We start from the raw sequence: 18,872 nt of genomic DNA on the forward strand, positions 1-18,872 counted from the left end.
TCGCTCTCCGGGGCCGGGCCCCCGGCTCCACGCGGTCGGACCGCTCAGAACCACTGGATCTCCAGTTCCCGGTCGACGGGGCGCCGCGCACGGGCCGCGAGGGTGTCGGGGTGCCGCTCGCCAAGGCGCCGGGCCAGGTCCGCGACGGCCTGCCGGTGCCGTTCGGGGGCCGCCGGGTCGCCGCCGCGCACCAGGGTGAGTGCCAGGTCGGCCGCGGTGGCGAGCGCGTCCGGGTGCTCGGGTCCGTAGCGGGCGGTGAAGCCGGCCAGCGCGACGCGGTGCTCCCGTTCGGCCTCGGCGTGGTGGCCCTCGTCCGCCAGCGCGTTGGCGAGGTTGGCGGTCGCGGCCAGGGTGAAGGGATGGGTCGGGCCGAGGGTCCCGCGCAGGGCGCCCACCGTCGTGCGGCCGCGCCGGACCGCCTCCCGGGGGTCTGCGGCGCGCCGCAGGTAGACGGCGAGGTTGGCGGCGCAGGCCAGGGCGAACGGGTGCGCGTCGTCGAACATCCGCCGGTAGGCGTCGTGCACGCGGCCGGCCGTGCGCCGGGCGGCGTCGTGGTCCCCCGCCGCGCTCTGGTCGGCGGCCAGGTCGAGTTCGCAGACCAGTGCGTCGGGGGAGTCGGGGCCGTACCCGCCCCGATAGCGTTCGAAGGTCTCCCGGGTGGTCCGGTGCGCCTCGGCGAGCCGGCCGCTGCGGCGCAGTGCGGCGCCGAGCAGGGTGGCGGTGCGCAGGCGGTCGGGCAGATCGGGGCCGAGGGCGTCGTCGAAGGCGGCCATCACCTCCCGGAGGAGGTCGAGCGCGCCCTCGTTGTCGCCGAGGTCGCGCAGGTCCCGGGCGAGACAGGTCTTGGTGGAGAGGGTGTAGGGGTGCCCCGGGCCGAGCACCAGGACGCGCCGGCGGAGGTTGTCCCGGTCCAGGGCGAGGGCGGCCGCGCTGTCGCCGACCAGCCGGTGGTCGATGGCCAGGTTGTTCGTCATGGCGAGGGTGCGCGGGTGGTCCTCGCCGAACTGCGCGCGTACCCGGTCGAGGGTGCGCAGGTCGAGTTCGAGCGCCTCCCGGAAGCGGCCGAGGGCCCGGTGGTCGGCGCCGAGCGAGCCGGCGGTGCGCAGGGTGTGCGGGTGGTGCTCGCCGAGCAGTTCGCGCTGGCGCGCCAGCGTGAACTCGTCGAGCGTCAGCGCCGCGGCGTGCTTGCCCTGGACCCGCAGCACGATCGCGGTCTCGAAGCGCAGCAGCAGGGTCTGCTCGTCGTCGGTTCCGAGCCGCTCGACCCAGAGCGCGTCGAGCCTCCGGCCGAGGTCCAGCGCCTGGTCCACCTCGCCCCGCTTCTGCAGGTAGCGGACCCGGTCGATCAGCAGCACTCTGGTCTCCGGTTCGTCGCAGAGCGCCGCTTCGGAGGCGTCCAGGTGTGGCCAGATCTCCTCGAAGGCCGGCCAGTTGGCCGGGTCGTCGGTCTCCCCGACGGGTGGCCGGGCACCGGTGAGGATCCGGTGCACGGTGTGCTTGGCGACGGCCTGCTGGAGGCCGTCGAGCTCGTCCCGCACCACGGCCTGGACGAGCCGGTGCAGTTGGAGCCCGCCGGCCCCGGTGTCCACCCGGGCGAGGGAGTAGCGGCCCAGAGCCCGGACGGCGATGGCGACCGCGAAGGAGTCGGTGACGGTCGGGTCGGCCTCACGGAGGGCCTCGACCGTCCGGTCGCCGTAGAGCAGGCCCGTGGAGATCGGCTCGGGCGCGAAGTAGGCGCAGAGTTGCAGCAACCGCGCGGCGGCCGGGGACTGCTCACGCAGCCGGCCGATGGAGACCGCCCAGGTGGCGGCCACCGAGCGCGGGTAGTCGAAGGCTCCCTCGGCCGAGAGCGCGCGGTGGAGCTGGGCGAGGTAGGCGGGCACCGGCATCGCGGTCGCGTCCAGCCACGCGGCGGCGACCTCGACGGCCAGCGGCAGGTCGCCGAGGGCCTCGGCCACCGCGCCGGCCTCCTCGGCGGTGAGCCCGCGCACCCGGTGGCGCAGGTGCTCGGTGCTCTCCCGGCGGGTGAACACGTCGACCTCCAGCGCGCTGGCGGCTCTGGTCCAGCCGAGGTTGCGCGAGGTGACCAGGATCCGGCCCGGCCCGTCCGGGAAGTACGGCCGGATGTCGGCGGGCTCGTCGGCGTTGTCGAAGACCAGCAGCCAGCGGCTCGTCGGACGGCCGTGGCCCAAGGCCTCGCGGGCCGCCTCGGCGGCCTCCGCGACGGAGTCGCCGACCGGCAGCCCGAGGCGTCGGGCGAGTCCGGCCAGGGCCAGGACCACCGACTCGGTCTGCTCGGCGTCGATCCACCAGACCAGGTCGTACTCCGCCCGGTACCGGTGCGCGTACTCCAGGGCGAGCTGCGTCTTCCCGATGCCGCCCAGTCCGTAGAGCGTCTGCGAGGTCGGCAGGACGGCGGCCACGCCGGTGCCGAGCCGGCTGTGCAGGTGCTCCAGCACGTCCCGGCGGCCGGTGAAGGACGGGTGGCGCGGGGGCACCTTGAAGTGCTCCGGGACGGACCCCGGGTACCGCAGGCCGGTCAGGTCCGCCAGGTCCGTCGGGCCCGTCGGGTCGTCGGGGCGCGGGGCGGCGCCGACCGCCGCCAGCAGGGCCGCGGCGGCCCGGCCGGGGCCGAGCCCGACGAGGTCCACCGCCGTGCCGTCGACGGGTACCGGCCCGACCCGGACGGTGACGCCCGCCCCGCCGGTGCCCGGTCCGCCGTCGGCCGGGTCCTCCGGTCCGTCCGGACACTCCCGCCGTTGCGCCCGTTCGCGCAGCAGGGCGGGGGAGAGCAGGGTGATCGTCCGGTCGGCCGCCGGGAGGACGGTCAGGCCGGCCCGGCGCAGGACGGCTTCGGCCCAGCGTGCCCAGAGCGCGTCCTCGGCGGCGTGGACGAGGGCGACGGCGGTGCCGTCGAACGGGAGCCGGCACAGCGGGCAGTCGCCGGAGCCGCCGTCGGGTGCGCCGCCCCGGCGCGGGGGGACGGCCGGCCCGGTTCCGGGACCGGCCAGGAGCCGGCCGGCCGCGTCCGCCAGGTCGGCCGGGAGACGCCCGGTCCGGGCCACCAGGGCGGACAGCTCCCCGGCGGGCAGGGCGAGGTCGTGCACCGCCAGGCGGTCGGTCAGATAGCCGACCGCCTCCGCGGGGGTGAAGGGCGCGACCCGGACCAGCCGGCGCCTGCTGGTCCGCAGACCGTGGTCGGTCCGGCGGGTGGTGACGAGGAGCCGGCCGGTCGCGCTCGGGGCGGGCCAGAGGCCGAGCAGGTCGGCCGGGTCGGCCAGGCCGTCGAGCACGACCAGCCAGCGCCGGTCGGTGGTGTTGAGCCAGGGCAGCAGCAGGTCGGCCGCGTCCGGCCCGCTGCCCAGGCCGAGTCGCCGCGCGGCCGCGAGGTAGGCCTGCCGGATCGACCCGGCGCTGCCGGCGTCGGCCCAGAGGACCAGGTCCACCGCCCGGGTGTGCAGCGCCAACTGGACCTGGTGGGCGGCGGCCTGGGTCTTCCCGGCGCCGGCCGGGCCGCTGAGCACGGTCGACGGGAGGGTACCGGCGGTGCCGGGGCCGCTCGGAGCGCCCGGCGGGCCGAGTACGCCGTCGACGGCCGGTCGGTGCCGGAAGCAGTCGGCGAGCATCGGGACGGTGCCGACCTGGACGGGGCGGCCGTCGGCCGGAGTCGGATCCGGAGCCGGGTACGGGCCGTGGAGGTGGACGTCGCGGACGCTCGCCGCCACCACCCCGCCCGTGTTGACGAGATCGCGCCGGGTGGACACGCCGTCGCGCGGGGCGGCGGGGCCCGGTGCTGCGCCGGGAGCGGTCAGCGCGGGGCCGCCCCCGGCGGGGTAGGGAGGTCGGGGCCGGGGACGCCGATGGTGACCGGACCCCCGAAGTCGCGGCCGATGGCACCGCCGTGGTTGCTGACGTCGCCGCCCGCGGTCACACCGCTGTTCTCCGCCCGGACCCGGACGGCGTCGGCCGCGGCGTCCGGCACGGTCAGTGCGACCAGGGCCCGCAGCTGTTCGCCGGCCGCCGCCTGCTCGGCCGGGTCCAGTTCGTCCAGGAAGTCCTCCAGCCTGGTCTGCCAGGAGGCGGCCTGCCGGCCGGCGACGGCGTCCCGCTCCCCGGGAGCGGCCGACTCCAGCGCCAGACCGGTCCGGTCGAGGCGTTCCAGCGTGCTCCGCTCGACGTCCGGCCGGCCCCGGCCGAGCAGTCGGGCGGCGCGTTCACGGACGGCCGTCCACACGTCCGTACCCGCGGCCTGGACGATCCCCGCGCCGCCGGCCGCGGCCAGCGCCGTGAAAGCCTCCACCAGCATCCCCGCACCCCCTGTCGATCGGAGAATGATCTGACGGACATTCAACCCCGTTGGCCCCGACAGGAGAAGAGCGCGGAGCGGACGACCGGGGGCGGCCGGGTCAGGAGCCGTCCCGCAGGGCCCGCTGCAGCAGTTCGGCGAGGTGGAGGGCCCGGCGGCCCTCGGCGAGGTGGGCGATCTGGGTGCGGCAGCTGAAGCCGTCGGCGAGGATCACGGTGTCCTGGCCGGCCGCGCGCACCGCGGGCAGCAGGACCCGTTCGGCGATCGTCGTGGACACCTCGAAGTGACCCCGCTCGAAGCCGAAGTTGCCGGCCAGGCCGCAGCAGCCGGAGTCGAGCACCCGGTTGCGCAGCCCGGTCCGGGCCTCCACCCGCCGGTCCGCGGCGGTGCCGAGGACGGCGTGCTGGTGGCAGTGGGTCTGGGTGACGGCGTCGACCGGGAGCCGGGGCAGCGGGGCGTCCGGCGCGTACTGGTCGATGAACTCCGCGAAGGTGCGGGTCCGTTCGGCGAGCGGCCGGCCCTCGGCGCCGAGCAGCCGGGGCAGGTCCTCGCGCAGGGTGGCGGTGCAGCTCGGGTCCATGCCGACCACCGGGGTGTCGGCGGGCAGTCCGGTGCCGGCGACCGCCCGCAGGCCGCGCCGCATCACTCGTCGGGCGGTGCCGAGCTGGCCGGTCGAGTACCAGGTGAGTCCGCAGCAGACCGGTCCGGCGGGCAGTCGGACGTCGAAGCCCAGGTGGGTCAGCACCTCGACGGCGGCGCGCAGGACGTTCGGTTGCAGGTGGTCGGAGAAGGTGTCCGGCCAGAGCAGGACGGGCCGGGCGCCCGCCGGGGCGGGGTGCGCGGCGCGGTGGCGGCGGTACCAGCGGGTGAAGGTCTCGGGCGGGAAGACCGGGATCGGCCGCCGCGGGTCGACCCCGCCGAGCCGCTTCAGCGGGCCGGCGGCCGGTGAGCGGGCGATCAGGTTGGCCGCGCCGGGAGCGAGCGCGACGGCCCGCAGCCAGAGCGGCAGCCACCCCAGCGAGTAGTGCGGGAGGGGCCTGGGACGGTGCCGGTGGTGCTGGTGCAGGAACTCGGCCTTGTAGGTGGCCATGTCGACGTGGACCGGGCAGTCGCTCGCGCAGCCCTTGCAGCCGAGGCAGAGGTCCAGCGACTCCCGGACCTCCGGCGAGCGCCAGCCGTCCGGGATCAGCTCGCCGCGCAGCATCTCGGCGAGCAGCCGGGCCCGGCCCCGGGTGGAGTGGCGCTCCTCGCCGGTGGCCATGTAGCTCGGGCACATCACACCGGTGTCGGGGTCCACGCACTTGGCCACCCCGACGCAGCGGTGCACGGCCTTGGCCAGGCTGCCGTCGTCCTGCGGGTACGGCAGGGCGAGCGGCAGCGCGCGGACCGGTCCGGCCAGCCGCAGGTCGGCGTCGAGCGGGCGCGGGTCCACCAGGGCGCCCGGGTTGAGCAGGTTCTCCGGGTCCCAGATCCGCTTGAACCCGCCGAAGAGCGCGATGATCCCGGGCGGGTACATCCGGGGCAGCAGCTCGGCGCGGGCCTGCCCGTCGCCGTGCTCGCCGGAGAGTGACCCCCCGTACGAGACCGCGAGGTCGGCGGCCTCCTCCAGGAACGCCCGGAACACCGCCGGCCCGTGCGGCGCGGTGAGCGGGAAGTCGATCCGCAGGTGGACGCAGCCCTCGCCGAAGTGCCCGTACGGGACACCGCGCAGGTGGTGGCGGCGCAGCAGCGCCCGCAGGTCGCGCAGGTAGTCGCCGAGCCGCTCCGGCGGGACGGCCGAGTCCTCCCAACCGGGCCAGGCCTCGCCGCCCCCGGGCAGCCGGGTGACGATCCCGGCGCCGGCCTCGCGCACCCCCCAGAGCTGGCGCTGCTCGCCCGGGTCGGTGACGACGGCGGCGGTGGCGGAACGCTCCCGCCGGACGGCGTCGGCGAGCAGCCGGGCCGCGTCGAGCGCCTCGGCGGGCGTCGTGCCACCGGCCTCCAGGAACAGCCAGCACGCCCCCTCGGGCAGCCGGTCCAGCGCGGGCGGGCGCGGCCCGGCCGCGAGCAGCGCCGCGATGAGGTCGGCGGCCATCCCCTCGACGGTCAGCGGGCCCAGCGGCAGCAGCGCGGGGACGGCGTCGGCGGCGGCCGTCTCGTCCGGGTAGCCGGCCACCACCAGGGCGCGGGCCGGCGGGTCCTCGACCAGCCGGACGGTGGCGCCGAGCAGCAGGGCGCAGGTGCCCTCGGTGCCGGTGAGCGCCCGGGCGAGGTGGTGGCCGCGCTCGGGCAGCAGGGCGTCCAGCGGGTAGCCGGAGGTGCGGCGCGGCAGGTCCGGCATGCCCCGGCGGATCTCCGCGAGGTTGCGGTCGGTGAACTCCTGCAGATCGCGGTGGAGTTGTCCCGCGCGGCCGGGCAGGGCGCGCAGGGCCGCGCGTTCGGCGGGCCCGAGCGGGCCGCCGACGGTGAGCTCGGTGCCGTCGGCGAGCAGCAGGTCGAGGGACTCCACGTTGTCGGAGGTGCGCCCCCAGACGACCGAGTGGGCGCCGCAGGAGTCGTTCCCGATCATGCCGCCGAGGGTGCACCGGCTGTGCGTGGACGGGTCCGGCCCGAAACGCAGTCCGTGCGGGCGGGCGGCCCGTTGGAGGTGGTCGAGCACGGTTCCCGGCTCGACCCGGGCGGTGCGGCGGTCCGGGTCCACGTCGAGCACCGCGCCCAGGTGGCGCCGGAAGTCCAGGACGACCGCGCCGGGGCCGATCGCCTGCCCGCCGATGCTGGTGCCCGCACCGCGCGGCACCACCGGCACCCCGTACTGGCGGCAGAGCGCCATCGCCGTCCGCACGTCGTCCAGGTCGGCCGGTTTGACCACCCCGAGCGGCAGGTGACGGTAGTTGGACGCGTCGTGGCTGTAGACGGTGCGTTCGGCGGCGTCGAAGCGGACCTCGCCGCGCAGGGTGGCGGCGAGCTCCCGGGCGAGGTCGGCGCCGGGGGCGGCGGACGGTCGGCTCACGTGGGTCCTCCCGGGGGCGGGCTGGCGTACCGCGGCCGATCATCCCAGCCGGACGCCGCGCCCGGTACGGGCCACCCCGGTGGGCGGCCGACGGACTGCCGGCCGCCCCGGGCGGCTGCCCGCTGCCCGCTGCCCGCCGCCCGTCGTCAGGCCGGGGCCCGGCGCCGTGCCGACCCGGTGAGCGTGCCCTTGGCGATGTGCGAGAGCTTGGCCATCTCGAAGGCCGGGTAGGCGCCCCCGGCCAGCAGCGAGAACTTGACGCCCTCCCGGCCGCCGGGCCGGCGGTGCCCGGCCGGCTGGAAGCGGCGGTGGTGCTCGGCGGCGCGGTGGAAGAACTGCGGGCGCTCGGACCGCGCCACGCACCCGGCGAGGTCGAACACGAACAGGTAGTGCCGGATCATCCGGGTGAACAGGGCGTCCCGGGCGGCCTCCAGCTCCGGCTGCCAGGCCGCCACCTCGTCGAGCAGGGCGAAGCTCCGCTCGTACTGGTCGAAGAGGTCGAACTGGCTGCTGCCGGGCGAACCGGCCGGGTGGACGGTCTCCCGGCGCCGCAGCTGGACGCAGGCGCGCGGCAGTACCGCGATCCGCCCGGCGGTGAGCACGGCCCGGTGCACGGCCGGGATCTCCTCGTAGCGCCCGTCCGGGAAGGTGATCGCGCGGTCCTGCCAGAAGTCCCGGCGCAGCAGCCGGTCCCAGATCAGCGCGGGCGCGCCGAGCAGACCGGGCCGGCCGGCCGCCCCGGTGACCTCGGGACCGGCCTCGGCCAGCAGCGCCTCCGCCCCGCCCGGCCAGTCCCGCCCGCCGTGCCGCCGGGTGTGCCCGAACAGCAGCACGTCCACCGGCCCGGTCCGCGCCAGCCGGTCGGCGAGCGCCTGGAGTCCGTCCCGGGGCAGCAGGTGGTCGGCGTCCAGGAAGAGCAGGTACTCGCCGGCGGCCCGGGCGGCGCCCGCGTCGCGGCTGACGCCCACGCCGACGGCGGCGTTGAGGTGCAGCGCCGAGACGCGCGGGTGCCGTGCGGCGTAGGCGTCGGCGAGGTCGGACGGGGTCTCGGGGGAGCGGTCCGCGACCAGGATCACCTCGAAGTCGCGGAAGGACTGCGCGAGGAGCGAGTCCAGGCATTCCGCCAGCTGTTTCTGCTGGTCGTAGGCGGGGAGCACGACGCTGATCAGGGGTGAGGGCATGAGGCCGGAGCGTAGGAGCGCACGCGGAAGGTGGCAAAGCGCTGACGGCCGGAAAATCTGATCAATCCGCGTCAAATCGTACGGGCGTGCGCCATATCTTCACCCGTCGTGCCGGACGTGTACACGTCGGCATCGCGCCGGGGCCGGCGCTGTCGGGAAGCCGGCCCGCGACCGGGCCGCCGCGGCGGGCTCGCGGCGGAGCGGGTGTCGCCGGCCGCTGTCCGGCCGGCGGAGCCAGGAGGGTCACCGCGACGGTCGGCGCAGCGGTGGGCGGGGTGGGACGCGTGCCGTCGACGGACCAGGCCCGGGCCGGCCACCGGACCGCCGGGGTGGGCGGCGAGGGCGTTGCCGGGATGGTGCTGCCGGGAGTGGGGCCGCGCTCGCGGGAGAGGCCGTTCGCCGCCGGGGCGGCCTTCCGCGGCGAGCGGGCCGGGCGTCCCCGAGGGCCGGGGGTCCGAGCGGGCGGTGGTCCGCCGTCATCGCCGGTCCCGAGCCGGCGGCGAGCGGTGTGGGGGCGGCCGCGAGCAGCCGGTACAGGCGGTGGGCGCCGAGCCCGGAGCCACCCCCGGCGCCGCGCCGAGCCCCGCGCGGGCGATCCGGGGCCTCCGAGTCGCGGGACGGCCCCGGGGCCCGGGGCGGAACGGCCGAGGACCCCGCGCGGGCTCTGCCGCGCGGGGTCCTCGGAACCGGTGCCGGGGTCGGCTCAGTACCAGTGGTGGCTCTGCCAGAACGACCAGGCGCCGCAGGGGCTGCCGTAGCGGGAGTTCATGTAGTCCAGGCCCCACTTGATCTGGGTGGCGGGGTTGGTGCGCCAGTCGGAGCCGGCGGAGGCCATCTTGGAGCCGGGGAGGGCCTGGACCAGGCCGTAGGCGCCGGAGGAGGCGTTGACGGCGAGGTGGTTCCAGCTGCTCTCGCGCGACACGATGTTGCTGAAGCACTGCAGCTGGCCGGCCGGCACGATCTGGGCGGCGATCTCGCGGGGGCTGCCGGAGTACGCGGGCTTGGCGTTGAGCGCGGCGCGCTCCTGGGAGCGGGAGGCGGCGGCCTCCGCGTCGGCCTTGGCCTTGGCGTCCGCCTGGGCCTTCGCGTCGGCCTCGGCCTGCGCCTGGGCAGCGGCCTGGGCCTGCGCGGCGGCGGCGTCCGCCTCGGCCTGCGCCTGCGCCTGCGCCTGCGCCTGCGCGGCGGCAGCGGCGGCGTCGGCCGCGGCCGCGTCGGCCTGGGCGGCCACCGGCTGCCCGTCCACGGAGACCCCGGCCACCGGGGCGGCCGCCTCGGCGACGTTGCCGCCGCTCTGCGGGACGGCGAGCGCGGCGGTGGCCGCACCCGCCACCACGAGGGTGGTGATGCCGGTGATCAGCGAGTTGCGGCGGGCATGGCTGAGCTGCATGGAGCGGACGATCCTTTTCCGTCGGGGGCGGCGCCGCAGGCACGGGGCCGGTGGCGCGGGGGCACGGGCGGACAGGGCCCGCGATGCCGTCCGGGACGGCCATGGCACCCCGGCCGTGACGGCGGGGCGGGCGGGGTGCGCGGTGGACGGACCGGTCCGCGCTGCCTGGCGACTGGCCATTCTTCGCAGAGCCCGGCGTGGGCGGCAAAGGCCACCGAAACTCCGGGGGGTCGCCGGTGGGCCGGCGCAAACGCCCACCCGCCCGGCCGCGGCCGGGCGCTTCGAGGGGAGGGGTCCGATCCTGACGGCGGACGGGTGCCCGTCCGCCCGACTGTCGGAGAATCAGGTGAATCGGCCCGGTGGCCTGCGTTCTTCGGGGTGCGAGCCGTCGGGGTGGGCCCCGCCGGTCGGGCCCCGGGCCGCCGCCCCACCGGCCGCCGGCGGCCGGCCGGCGAGCGGACGACTATCGGGGGCAGTAGCAGCGCGGGGCCGTGTGGGCGGCCTCACAGCGCGGTCACCCGGAGGTGACGCGCCGTGTCCGGACGGTCACGGCCGGAGTGCTCCGGTCCTCAACGGGAGGAGTACGGGTACTGCCCGGCGCCCGCCCCGCCGCCGTGCGGCCCGGCCGCGTACGGGTGCGCGCCGTCCTGGCCGGTCGCGGAGGGGCCCGCCGCGTACGGGTTCCCCGGCACCGGCCGCTGCCCGCCGTACCCGGGCACCTCGGGGACGCCCTCCCCGGCGGGCGCCGCGTCCGGGCCGTCCGGCTCCTCCGCCTCGTCCTCGGTGTCCTCCATCGGGACCAGGTCGCGGGCCAGCAGGGTGGCGCCCGCCACCGCGCCGGGCATCGCGAGCACGGTCACCAGCGGGACCAGGAAGGCCAGGATCAGCGGTACGCCGAAGCCGAACGCGAGCCCGAGCCGGGCCCGCAGCAGCCGGATCCGTTCGCGCTGCGGCACTCCGCGCCGTTGCAGGGCCACCGCCGTCAGTTCGACGGCGAGGAAGAACCCGGACACCAGGAAGCCGGCCACCGGCACCAGCGTCTGCCCGACCACCGGGATGAAGCCGCAGCCGAACAGCAGGACGCCGAACCCGGCCACCCGGACGAGGACGTGGAGGCTGTCCCGGGCCGAGACCACCAGCTCGCGCCAGAGCGGGACCTCCGGCGGGGTGGGCGCGCCGCCCTCGGTCTCGTCGACCTTCTCGCAGAGCGACTCGTAGAAGGGCTGGCCGACCAGCAGCGTGACCGCGGTGAAGGTGATCACGGAGATCAGCAGCCCGCCGCCGAAGACGATCGCGGCGAGCGCGGTGCGCAGCAGTCCCTGCCAGGGCGAGCCCCAGCCGTCGGCGAACGGGGTGGCCCACTGTGCGAGGTCCTCCGACCAGCCTCCGAGGAACACCAGTGCCACCACGTACCCGACCAGGGTGATCAGCGCGGGGATCATCCCGAACGCCCACCAGCGGCCGTGTCGGCCCACCCACTTCTGGCCCTTGGCCAGGTACCCCAACCCCGCTGCAAGATCTCGCATAGGGGGAAGGGTAGGGGGTGGCCGTCGGCGGGTCATCCCGGTCCCGTGCCGGTCCGGTACCGGCGGTGGGGCCCGGGGCGGTCCGGACCCGGAGACGGCGCCGGGCCCGGGAGCCTCCGCAACGGCTCCCGGGCCCGGTGTGCGGGCGGCGTGCCCGGATCAGGCAGCCGGTGCCACCGCCGCAGCCCGTCGCCTGCGGCCCACCACGGCCGATGCCGTCAGCACGATGGCTGCGGCGACCAGCGACAGGTACATCTGCTTGCGCCCGTCGGCGTCGGTGAACATGTACGCCATCACGAAGCCGATCATGCCGATCGCGGTCCAGGTGAGGTACGGGTACAGCCACATCCGGACGGTCAGGCGCTCGGGCGACTCGCGCTCGATGATCTTGCGCATCTTCAGCTGGGAGAAGCAGATCACAAGCCAGACGAAGAGCGCCACCGCGCCGGAGGAGTTGAGCAGGAAGGAGAACACGGTGTCGGGGGAGGTGTAGTTGAAGAACACCGCCACGAAGCCGAAGACCACCGAGACGAGGATCGCGATCCGCGGCACCCCGCGCGAGGTCACCGAGGCGAAGGCCCTGGGGGCGTCGCCGCGCTGGCCGAGCGAGAACGCCATCCGGGAGGCGGTGTACATCCCCGAGTTGAGGCAGGAGAGCACGGCGGTCAGCACGATCACGTCCATCACCTGGCCGGCGCCCGGGATGCCGACGTGCTCCAGCACGGCCACGTAGGGGCTGCCCTTGACGGCCGCGGAGTCCCACGGCAGCAGGGTCACGACCAGCAGGATCGAGCCCAGGTAGAAGATCCCGATGCGCCAGATGACGCTGTTGGTGGCCTTGCTGACCGCCTTCTCCGGGTCCTCCGACTCGCCGGCGGCCAGGGTGACGATCTCGCTGCCCATGAAGGCGAAGACGACGGTGAGCATGCCGGTGAAGACCGCGCCCACACCGTGCGGGAGGAAGCCCCCGTGGCCGGTCAGGTTCTCGGTGCCGACCGCGTGGGTGCCGGGCAGCAGCCCGAACGCGGCCAGCGTGCCGATCACCAGGAAGGCGGCGATCGCCACCACCTTGATGCCGGCGAACCAGAACTCGAACTCGCCGTAGGAGGCCACCGAGAACAGGTTGGTGGCGGTCAGCACCGCCATCACGATCAGGGCGAACGCCCACTGCGGTACGCCGGGGACCCAGTTGTTGAGGATCTTCGCGCCGGCGGTGGCCTCGACGGCCAGCACCACGACCCAGAAGAACCAGTACAGCCAGCCGATGGAGAAGCCGGCCCAGCGGCCGAGCGCCCGGTCCGCGTACGCCGAGAACGATCCGCTCTGCGGGTCGGCCGCGGCCATCTCGCCGAGCATCCGCATCACCAGGACGACCAGCACGCCGGCCAGGGCGTAGGAGAGCAGGATGCCGGGGCCGGTGGCCGCGATGCCCGCGCCGGAGCCGACGAACAGCCCGGCGCCGATCACGCCGCCGATGGCGATCATCGACAGGTGGCGGTTCTTGAGCCCGGCCTTCAGGTGCCCGTCGGCGCCGTGACCGTGGTGAAGCTGCTGCTGCGGAGCGGCATCGGACGGCGGCGAGCCGGCCGAGGTGGTGGTTTCCGCACTCATCGAGGGTGCCCTGTGCCTTTCCAGCGCGGCTGCCCCTCGGCTCGTTAGCCGGAGGGTGGGGGGACGGACCCGCGCATTGCGGTGCAACTTAACTTCTACCTACGAGTATCGGAACAAGGCCTCGGGAACTGTCCGCTCAGCGGACACAAAGGGCCAGGTCAGCACGGGTGAAGCGGGTCGGCCGAAAGCTCAAATCTGACGCATCGCCAGCCGTTCGGGCGGCTTCGGGGGCCGTCGTCGGGGCGCGTCGGGCGGCCGTTCATACTGGCGGCGTGATGATCGCCCTCCTGGTGCTCGGCCTGCTCGCCGTCCTCGCCGTCCTGGCCCTCGCGCACTGGTACCTCTGGCGGCGCCTGGTGCGCGACGTCTCCGCTCCGGGCGGGTGGTGGCGCCGGACGGGCGCCGCGCTGGCCGTCGTCCTGCCGCTGCTCTCGGTGGGGGCGCTGGTCGGCGGGCGGGCGTTCCCGCTGGCCGTCGAGCGCTGGCTGGCCTGGCCGGGCTACCTCTGGCTGGCGGTGCTGCTCTACCTGCTGATGGCGCTGGCGGTCGGTGAGGCCCTGCGGCCGCTGCTGCTCCGGTTGCCGCGTCCGAGGGCCGCGACCCCGCCGGAGCCGAAGCCGAAGACGGCCCCGGCCCCGGACCTGGGCGCCGCCGCTTCGGCCGCTTCCGCCGCTGTCGACGCCGAGGCGCCCGGCCTGGAGACCACGACCGCGCCGCCGTCCGCCGTGCCCTCGCCCGCGCGACGGCTCTTCGTCGCCCGGACGCTCGCGATCGGCGCCTCCGGCGCCGCCGCCGCCGTGGTCGGCACCGGCGCCTACGGGGTGCTGCGCGGACCGCGCCTGAAGCAGGTCACCGTTCCGCTGGCGAAGCTGCCCGCGCGGGCGCACGGCTACCGGATCGCGGTGGTCAGCGACATCCACCTCGGGCCGATCCTCGGGCGGGACCACACCCGGCGGATCGTCGACACGATCAACGCCGCCCGGCCCGACCTGATCACGATCGTCGGCGACCTGGTGGACGGCTCGGTGGCCGAGCTCGGCAGTGCCGCCGAGCCGTTGGCGCGGCTCCGGGCACGCGACGGGGCCTACTTCGTGACCGGCAACCACGAGTACTTCTCCGGTGCCGCGCCCTGGGTGGACTTCGTCCGCGACCTCGGGGTCCACCCGCTGCGGAACGCCCGGGTGGAGCTCGCGGGCTTCGACCTGGCCGGGGTGAACGACATCGCCGGCCGCACCGAGGGCGACGGCCCGGACTTCGACCGGGCGCTCGGCGACCGCGACCGGGCCCGCGCCTCGGTTCTGCTCTCGCACCAGCCGGTCACCGTCCACGACGCCGTCCGGCACGGTGTCGACCTCCAGCTCTCCGGTCACACCCACGGCGGCCAGCTCTGGCCCGGCAACTACCTGGCCGAACTGGCCAACCCCACCGTGGCCGGCCTGGAGCGCTACGGCGACACCCAGCTCTACGTGACCCGGGGCGCGGGAGCCTGGGGGCCGCCGGTCCGGGTCGGCGCGCCGTCCGACATCACCGTCGTCACGCTGGCCTCGCTCCAGGCCTGACCGCCCGCCGATGCCGGCCCCGGCCGGGCGGAGGGCGGGCCCTCAGGCCTGCTCGCCCTCGCCCTCGGTGTCGATGTGCGGCAGCACCCGGTCCAGGAAGCGGGGCGTCCACCAGGCGGCCGGCCCGAGCAGGGTCATCACGGCCGGGACCAGCAGCAGTCGCACCACGGTGGCGTCGATCAGCACGCTGACGGCCAGCCCGAGGCCCATCATCTTGATCACGATGTTGTCGCTCACGATGAAGGCGGCGAACACGCTGACCATGATCAGTGCCGCGCAGCTGATCACCCGCGCCGTGATCTCCAGCGCGTGGGCGACGCTGCCCCGGCTGTCCCGGGTGCGCAGCCAGGACTCGTGCACCCGGGACAGCAGGAAGATCTCGTAGTCCATGCTGAGGCCGAAGACGATGGCGAACATCATCATCGGGACGTAGCTCTCGATCGGCACCGTCCCGGAGACCCCCAGGGCGGGCCCGCCCCAGCCCCACTGGAAGACCGCCACCAGGACGCCGTAGGAGGCGGCGATGGAGATCAGGTTGAGGACGGCGGCCTTGACCGCGATCAGCAGGCCCCGGAAGACCAGCAGGATGATCAGGAAGGCCAGGCCGACCACCACGGCGATGATCGGCAGCAGCCGGGCGGCGACGATGTCGCCGAACTCGACCTGGGCGGCCGTCGTGCCGGTCACGTAGGCGGTGGCACCGGTCCCGGCCACGGCCTGTGGCAGCACGGTGTCGGAGAGCCGGCCGACCAGCTGGGTGGTCTGCTCGTCCTGCGGGCGCTGGGCGGGCGTGACGGTGTTGTACAGCACGTCGCCGTCGGAGCTGGTCTGGAGCGGGGTGACGCCGGCGGTGTCGGACGTCCCGGCCAGGGCCTGCTGGACCGAGCTCAGCAGCGCGGGCCGGGCGTCGGCCGGGACGGCGCTCTGGTCGACGACCACGGTGATCGGGCCGTTCGAGCCCGGGCCGAAGGCGTCGGACATCAGGTCGAAGGCGCGCCGGTCGGTGAAGGTGGTCGGGTCCGCCCCGTCGTCGATGTGGCCGAGCTGGATGGAGAAGAGCGGGACCGCCAGGATGCCGACGACCACCACCCCGGCGGTCAGGAACCACCACGGGCGGCGCTCCACCCGCTGGGCGTAGCGGTGCCACGTCCCGGTGATCTCCTCCCCGGGCGCCACCCCGGTCTCGGCGATCGGCCGGTGCACCGTCCAGCGGTCCATCCGGCGCCCGATCAGGCCCATCAGGGCGGGGAGCAGGGTGAGGGCGGCGAGGACGGCGGAGATCACCGTGACCCCGGCGGCGGCGCCGAGCTTGGCGATGAAGTTGACCCGCGAGACGACCAGACCGGCCAGCGCGATGACCACGGTGCAGCCGGAGACCAGCACCGCCCGGCCGCTGGTCGCCACGGCGTGCCCGGCGGCGGAGACCGGATCCTTGCCGTCCATCAGGCCCTGCCGGTGCCGGGTGAGCAGGAAGAGCGCGTAGTCGATGCCGACACCGATGCCGATCATGGTGGCCAGGGTCGGGGCCACCGTGGCGAAGGTGGTGGCCGCCGCCAGCAGGCCGAGCACCCCGAGGCCGACCACGGCGCCGATCAGGGCGGTGACCAGCGGCAGACCGGCCGCGAGCACGCTCCCGAAGCCGATCAGCAGGACGACGATCGCGACGCCGAAGCCGATCAGCTCGCTGAGCCGGTCGTCGGGCGCCGGGCGGGCCAACTCGCCGAGCGGACCGCCGTACTCGACCTCCACCCCGGCTTCCCGCAGCGGGGCGACGGCCGCGTCCACGCCGTCGAGGTAGTCGTCGCCGAGGGTCGTCGGGTTCACGTCGAAGCGGACGGTGATGTAGCCGGTGAGGCCGTCCGCCGAGAGCGGGCCGCCGGGCGGGGCCGGCTGGCCGGCGGGCGGCAGCGGGCCCTGCGCGGACTGCACGTGGGGCAGTTGGCGCAGCGAGCCGACCGCCTGGTCGATCTGGTCCGGGAAGCCGGCCAGCGGCTGGGCGTCGTGGAGCACCACCTGGGCGCTGGTGCCGCCGACCGACGGCTCGTGCGCCTGGAGGACGTTGCGGCCCTCCTGCGCCTGGGTGTTCGAGAGCGAGAAGTCGTCCGAGAACGTCCCGCCGACCGCGCGGTCGATCAGCTGGACGCCGGCCACCGCGACCAGCCAGAGCACGATCACCAGGACCGAGTGGCGCGCGCACCACTCGCCGAGTCGGCGCAGCGAGCCGCGCCGGGGCGGTTGCGGGGGCCGGGCGGGGCCGCGGATACGGGCGGGGCCGCCCGGGGACGGGGGCATGAACGCTCCTGGGGGCCGGAGGTGACGCTCTGTCACGCCCGCTCGGGCGAGACCGCGGAGTCCCGATGCTAGGGAGCGGAGCCGGGTATTCCGGTCCGATCCCCGGGTGACACGCCCCCGGTGCCTCCGTTCGGCGGGTCGGCCCGGGTCGTCGCGGGCACCGCGACCGGGCGCAGCTCCAGCAGGACGATCCGCCCGTCCGCCGGCCGCCCGGTCAGCCGGGCGGCCAGGATCCGCGGGATGTCGCTCTCCTGCGAGTACCCGGGCACCACCGTGACCTCCGCCCGCCGTACCCCGGGCTCCCCGGTCAGGGCGTAGGACACCGCGTACGTGGTGCGCTCCGGCGGCGGGGGCGGGTCCGTCCCCGGCATGGGCCACCTCCTCGTTCCGCCGCCCATTGTCCGCCGGAGCGGCCCGCCGCGGCGGGCCGCTCCGGCCGGTGGTGTCCCGCCGCGGCGCGCGGACGGGGTCCGGAACGGGATCGTGTGGCCGATCGGGGTGAATCCGGGCAGAGTGGGAAATCTCCGGTAGGGGGAACGTCCGGGAAGGGGCGACACCCCATGCAGACCACCTGGAAGGGGACGATCAGCTTCGGGCTGGTCAGCATCCCCGTCCACCTGTACTCCGCGACCCAGGAGCACGACCTCCCGCTGCACCAGGTGCACGCGAAGGACGGCGGGCGGGTGCGGATGAAGCGGTACTGCGAGCAGGAGGGGAAGGAAGTCCCCTACGCGGAGATCGCCAAGGGGTACGAGTCGCCCGACGGGCGCACCGTCACCCTCACCGACGAGGACCTCGCCGACCTGCCGTTGCCCAGCAAGAAGGTCATCGACGTGCTGGCGTTCGTGGACGCCGCCGAGATCGACCCGCTGATGTTCTCCAAGGCCTACTACGTCGGCGTCGCCGACCAGGCCGCCGCCAAGCCGTACGCGCTGCTGCGCGACGCGCTCACCGCCTCCGGCCAGATCGCGGTCACCAAGATCGCGCTGCGCACCAGGGAGTCCCCGGCGGTGCTGCGGGTGCACGACGGGACGCTGGTGCTTCAGACCTGCATCTGGCCCGACGAGGTCCGGTCGGCGGACGGGATCGCGCCCGAGGGGGAGGTGACGGTGCGGCCGCAGGAGTTGAAGATGGCGCGCTCGCTGATGGACACGCTCTCGGAGGACTTCGACCTCTCCCAGCTCCACGACGACTACCAGCGGGCGCTGCAGCAGGTCGTCGAGGCCCGGATCCAGGGGGTCGAGGTGCCCCACGAGGAGGAGCCCGGTGCGGCACCGGACAACGTCATCGACCTGATGGCGGCCCTGCGCAGCAGCCTCAAGGAGGCCAAGGGCGGGCACCGCGGCCGCCGGGCCGCGCCGGCGAGCGAGGAGGAAGCCACCGCGGCGGAGCCGGCGGCGCGGGACGCGCCGGCCGCCGAGGAGAAGCCGGCGCCCCGCAAGCGCGCGCCCGCCAAGAAGGCGGCGGCCGGGAAGGCCGCGGCCGGCAAGGACACCGCGGGAACGACCGCGGGCGGTACGGCCAAGTCGGCCGGCGCCGCCAAGAAGACCCCCAGCAGGAAGTCCGCAGCTCCCCGCAAGGCCTCGTGAGCTGATCACCGGCAGTCCCCGACGTCCGGAGGCGATCCCAGATGGACCTACTGACCTACAAGGAGCTCGACACCGGCCCCGAGGCGCCGGCGCACCCGAGCCTCGCCCACCGCGCCTGGCACGGCCTGCTCGGCCTCGGCCCGACGGCGGTGATCCTGCTGCTGGCGTTCTCGCTCGGCCTCGGCGCCGTCGGCTCCCAGGTGACCTCGCTGCCGTGGCTGATCGTCTTCAGCATCGTGTGGGGCATCACCCTGATCGCGCTCTGCGGGATGATCGCGCGCTGGATGACGCCCGGCCAGGGCAAGCACCGGATGGCGGCCTGACCCGGCGGGTGGACGGCGCCCGGACCCCCGGCCCCGCCCGCCGCCGGGTAAGACCAAACACACAGGGGGGTTGTTTCACAAAAACCCGAAACCCTGGTCCCGAACCAAC

Annotated in this window: 12 protein-coding genes; 3 read left to right on the forward strand and 9 right to left on the reverse strand. The window is 75.5% G+C overall.

Annotation, left to right across the window (positions count from 1 at the left end; genetic code table 11):
• Positions 1–44 precede the first annotated feature (44 nt).
• From fxsT to ACFXHB_RS23470, 7 genes are all read right to left on the reverse strand, one after another.
• Positions 45–3,764, reverse strand: a complete 3,720-nt coding sequence (fxsT, locus tag ACFXHB_RS23440; protein WP_380576547.1) for an FxSxx-COOH system tetratricopeptide repeat protein — start codon at positions 3,762–3,764, stop codon at positions 45–47.
• A 44-nt stretch (positions 3,765–3,808) separates the two neighbouring features.
• Positions 3,809–4,306, reverse strand: a complete 498-nt coding sequence (locus tag ACFXHB_RS23445; RefSeq protein ID WP_380576548.1) for a hypothetical protein — start codon at positions 4,304–4,306, stop codon at positions 3,809–3,811.
• A 100-nt stretch (positions 4,307–4,406) separates the two neighbouring features.
• Positions 4,407–7,295 carry an FAD-binding and (Fe-S)-binding domain-containing protein gene (locus ACFXHB_RS23450; protein ID WP_380576549.1) on the reverse strand — a complete coding sequence of 963 codons (2,889 nt, stop codon included), beginning with the start codon at positions 7,293–7,295 and terminating at the stop codon, positions 4,407–4,409.
• A 146-nt stretch (positions 7,296–7,441) separates the two neighbouring features.
• On the reverse strand, positions 7,442–8,476 hold the full coding sequence (locus tag ACFXHB_RS23455) for a glycosyltransferase family 2 protein (protein ID WP_380576550.1): 1,035 nt from the start codon (positions 8,474–8,476) through the stop codon (positions 7,442–7,444).
• 703 nt (positions 8,477–9,179) lie between these two features.
• A complete protein-coding gene (locus ACFXHB_RS23460) occupies positions 9,180–9,863 on the reverse strand; it encodes a lytic transglycosylase domain-containing protein (protein WP_380576551.1) in 684 nt (227 codons plus the stop codon).
• A gap of 569 nt (positions 9,864–10,432) precedes the next feature.
• Positions 10,433–11,389, reverse strand: coding sequence for an EI24 domain-containing protein (locus tag ACFXHB_RS23465; RefSeq protein WP_380576552.1), 957 nt, complete (start codon positions 11,387–11,389; stop codon positions 10,433–10,435).
• A gap of 159 nt (positions 11,390–11,548) precedes the next feature.
• A complete protein-coding gene (locus ACFXHB_RS23470) occupies positions 11,549–13,000 on the reverse strand; it encodes an amino acid permease (RefSeq protein WP_380576553.1) in 1,452 nt (483 codons plus the stop codon).
• Positions 13,001–13,275: 275 nt separating this feature from the next.
• On the opposite strand from ACFXHB_RS23470, the gene ACFXHB_RS23475 reads away from it, so the two are divergent.
• Positions 13,276–14,559, forward strand: a complete 1,284-nt coding sequence (locus ACFXHB_RS23475) for a metallophosphoesterase (protein WP_380576584.1) — start codon at positions 13,276–13,278, stop codon at positions 14,557–14,559.
• A 42-nt stretch (positions 14,560–14,601) separates the two neighbouring features.
• On the opposite strand, the gene ACFXHB_RS23480 is transcribed toward ACFXHB_RS23475, so the two are convergent.
• Positions 14,602–16,851 (reverse strand): MMPL family transporter, encoded by a 2,250-nt coding sequence (locus ACFXHB_RS23480; RefSeq protein ID WP_380576554.1) that lies wholly within the window; start codon positions 16,849–16,851, stop codon positions 14,602–14,604.
• A gap of 68 nt (positions 16,852–16,919) precedes the next feature.
• On the reverse strand, positions 16,920–17,222 hold the full coding sequence (locus ACFXHB_RS23485) for a hypothetical protein (protein ID WP_380576555.1): 303 nt from the start codon (positions 17,220–17,222) through the stop codon (positions 16,920–16,922).
• A gap of 189 nt (positions 17,223–17,411) precedes the next feature.
• Here ACFXHB_RS23485 and ACFXHB_RS23490 point away from each other — a divergent pair, with 189 nt between their 5' ends.
• Together ACFXHB_RS23490 and ACFXHB_RS23495 are read left to right on the forward strand one after the other, a co-directional pair.
• Positions 17,412–18,440: a Ku protein gene (locus tag ACFXHB_RS23490; RefSeq protein ID WP_380576556.1), complete on the forward strand. Its 1,029-nt coding sequence runs from the start codon at positions 17,412–17,414 to the stop codon at positions 18,438–18,440.
• Between the two features lie 41 nt (positions 18,441–18,481).
• Entirely contained in the window at positions 18,482–18,763 is a 282-nt protein-coding gene (locus ACFXHB_RS23495; protein ID WP_380576557.1) for a hypothetical protein, read from the forward strand.
• Positions 18,764–18,872: the final 109 nt, after the last annotated feature.

Source organism: Kitasatospora sp. NPDC059327 (assembly GCF_042752535.1).
In the GTDB taxonomy this organism is placed as follows: domain Bacteria; phylum Actinomycetota; class Actinomycetes; order Streptomycetales; family Streptomycetaceae; genus Kitasatospora.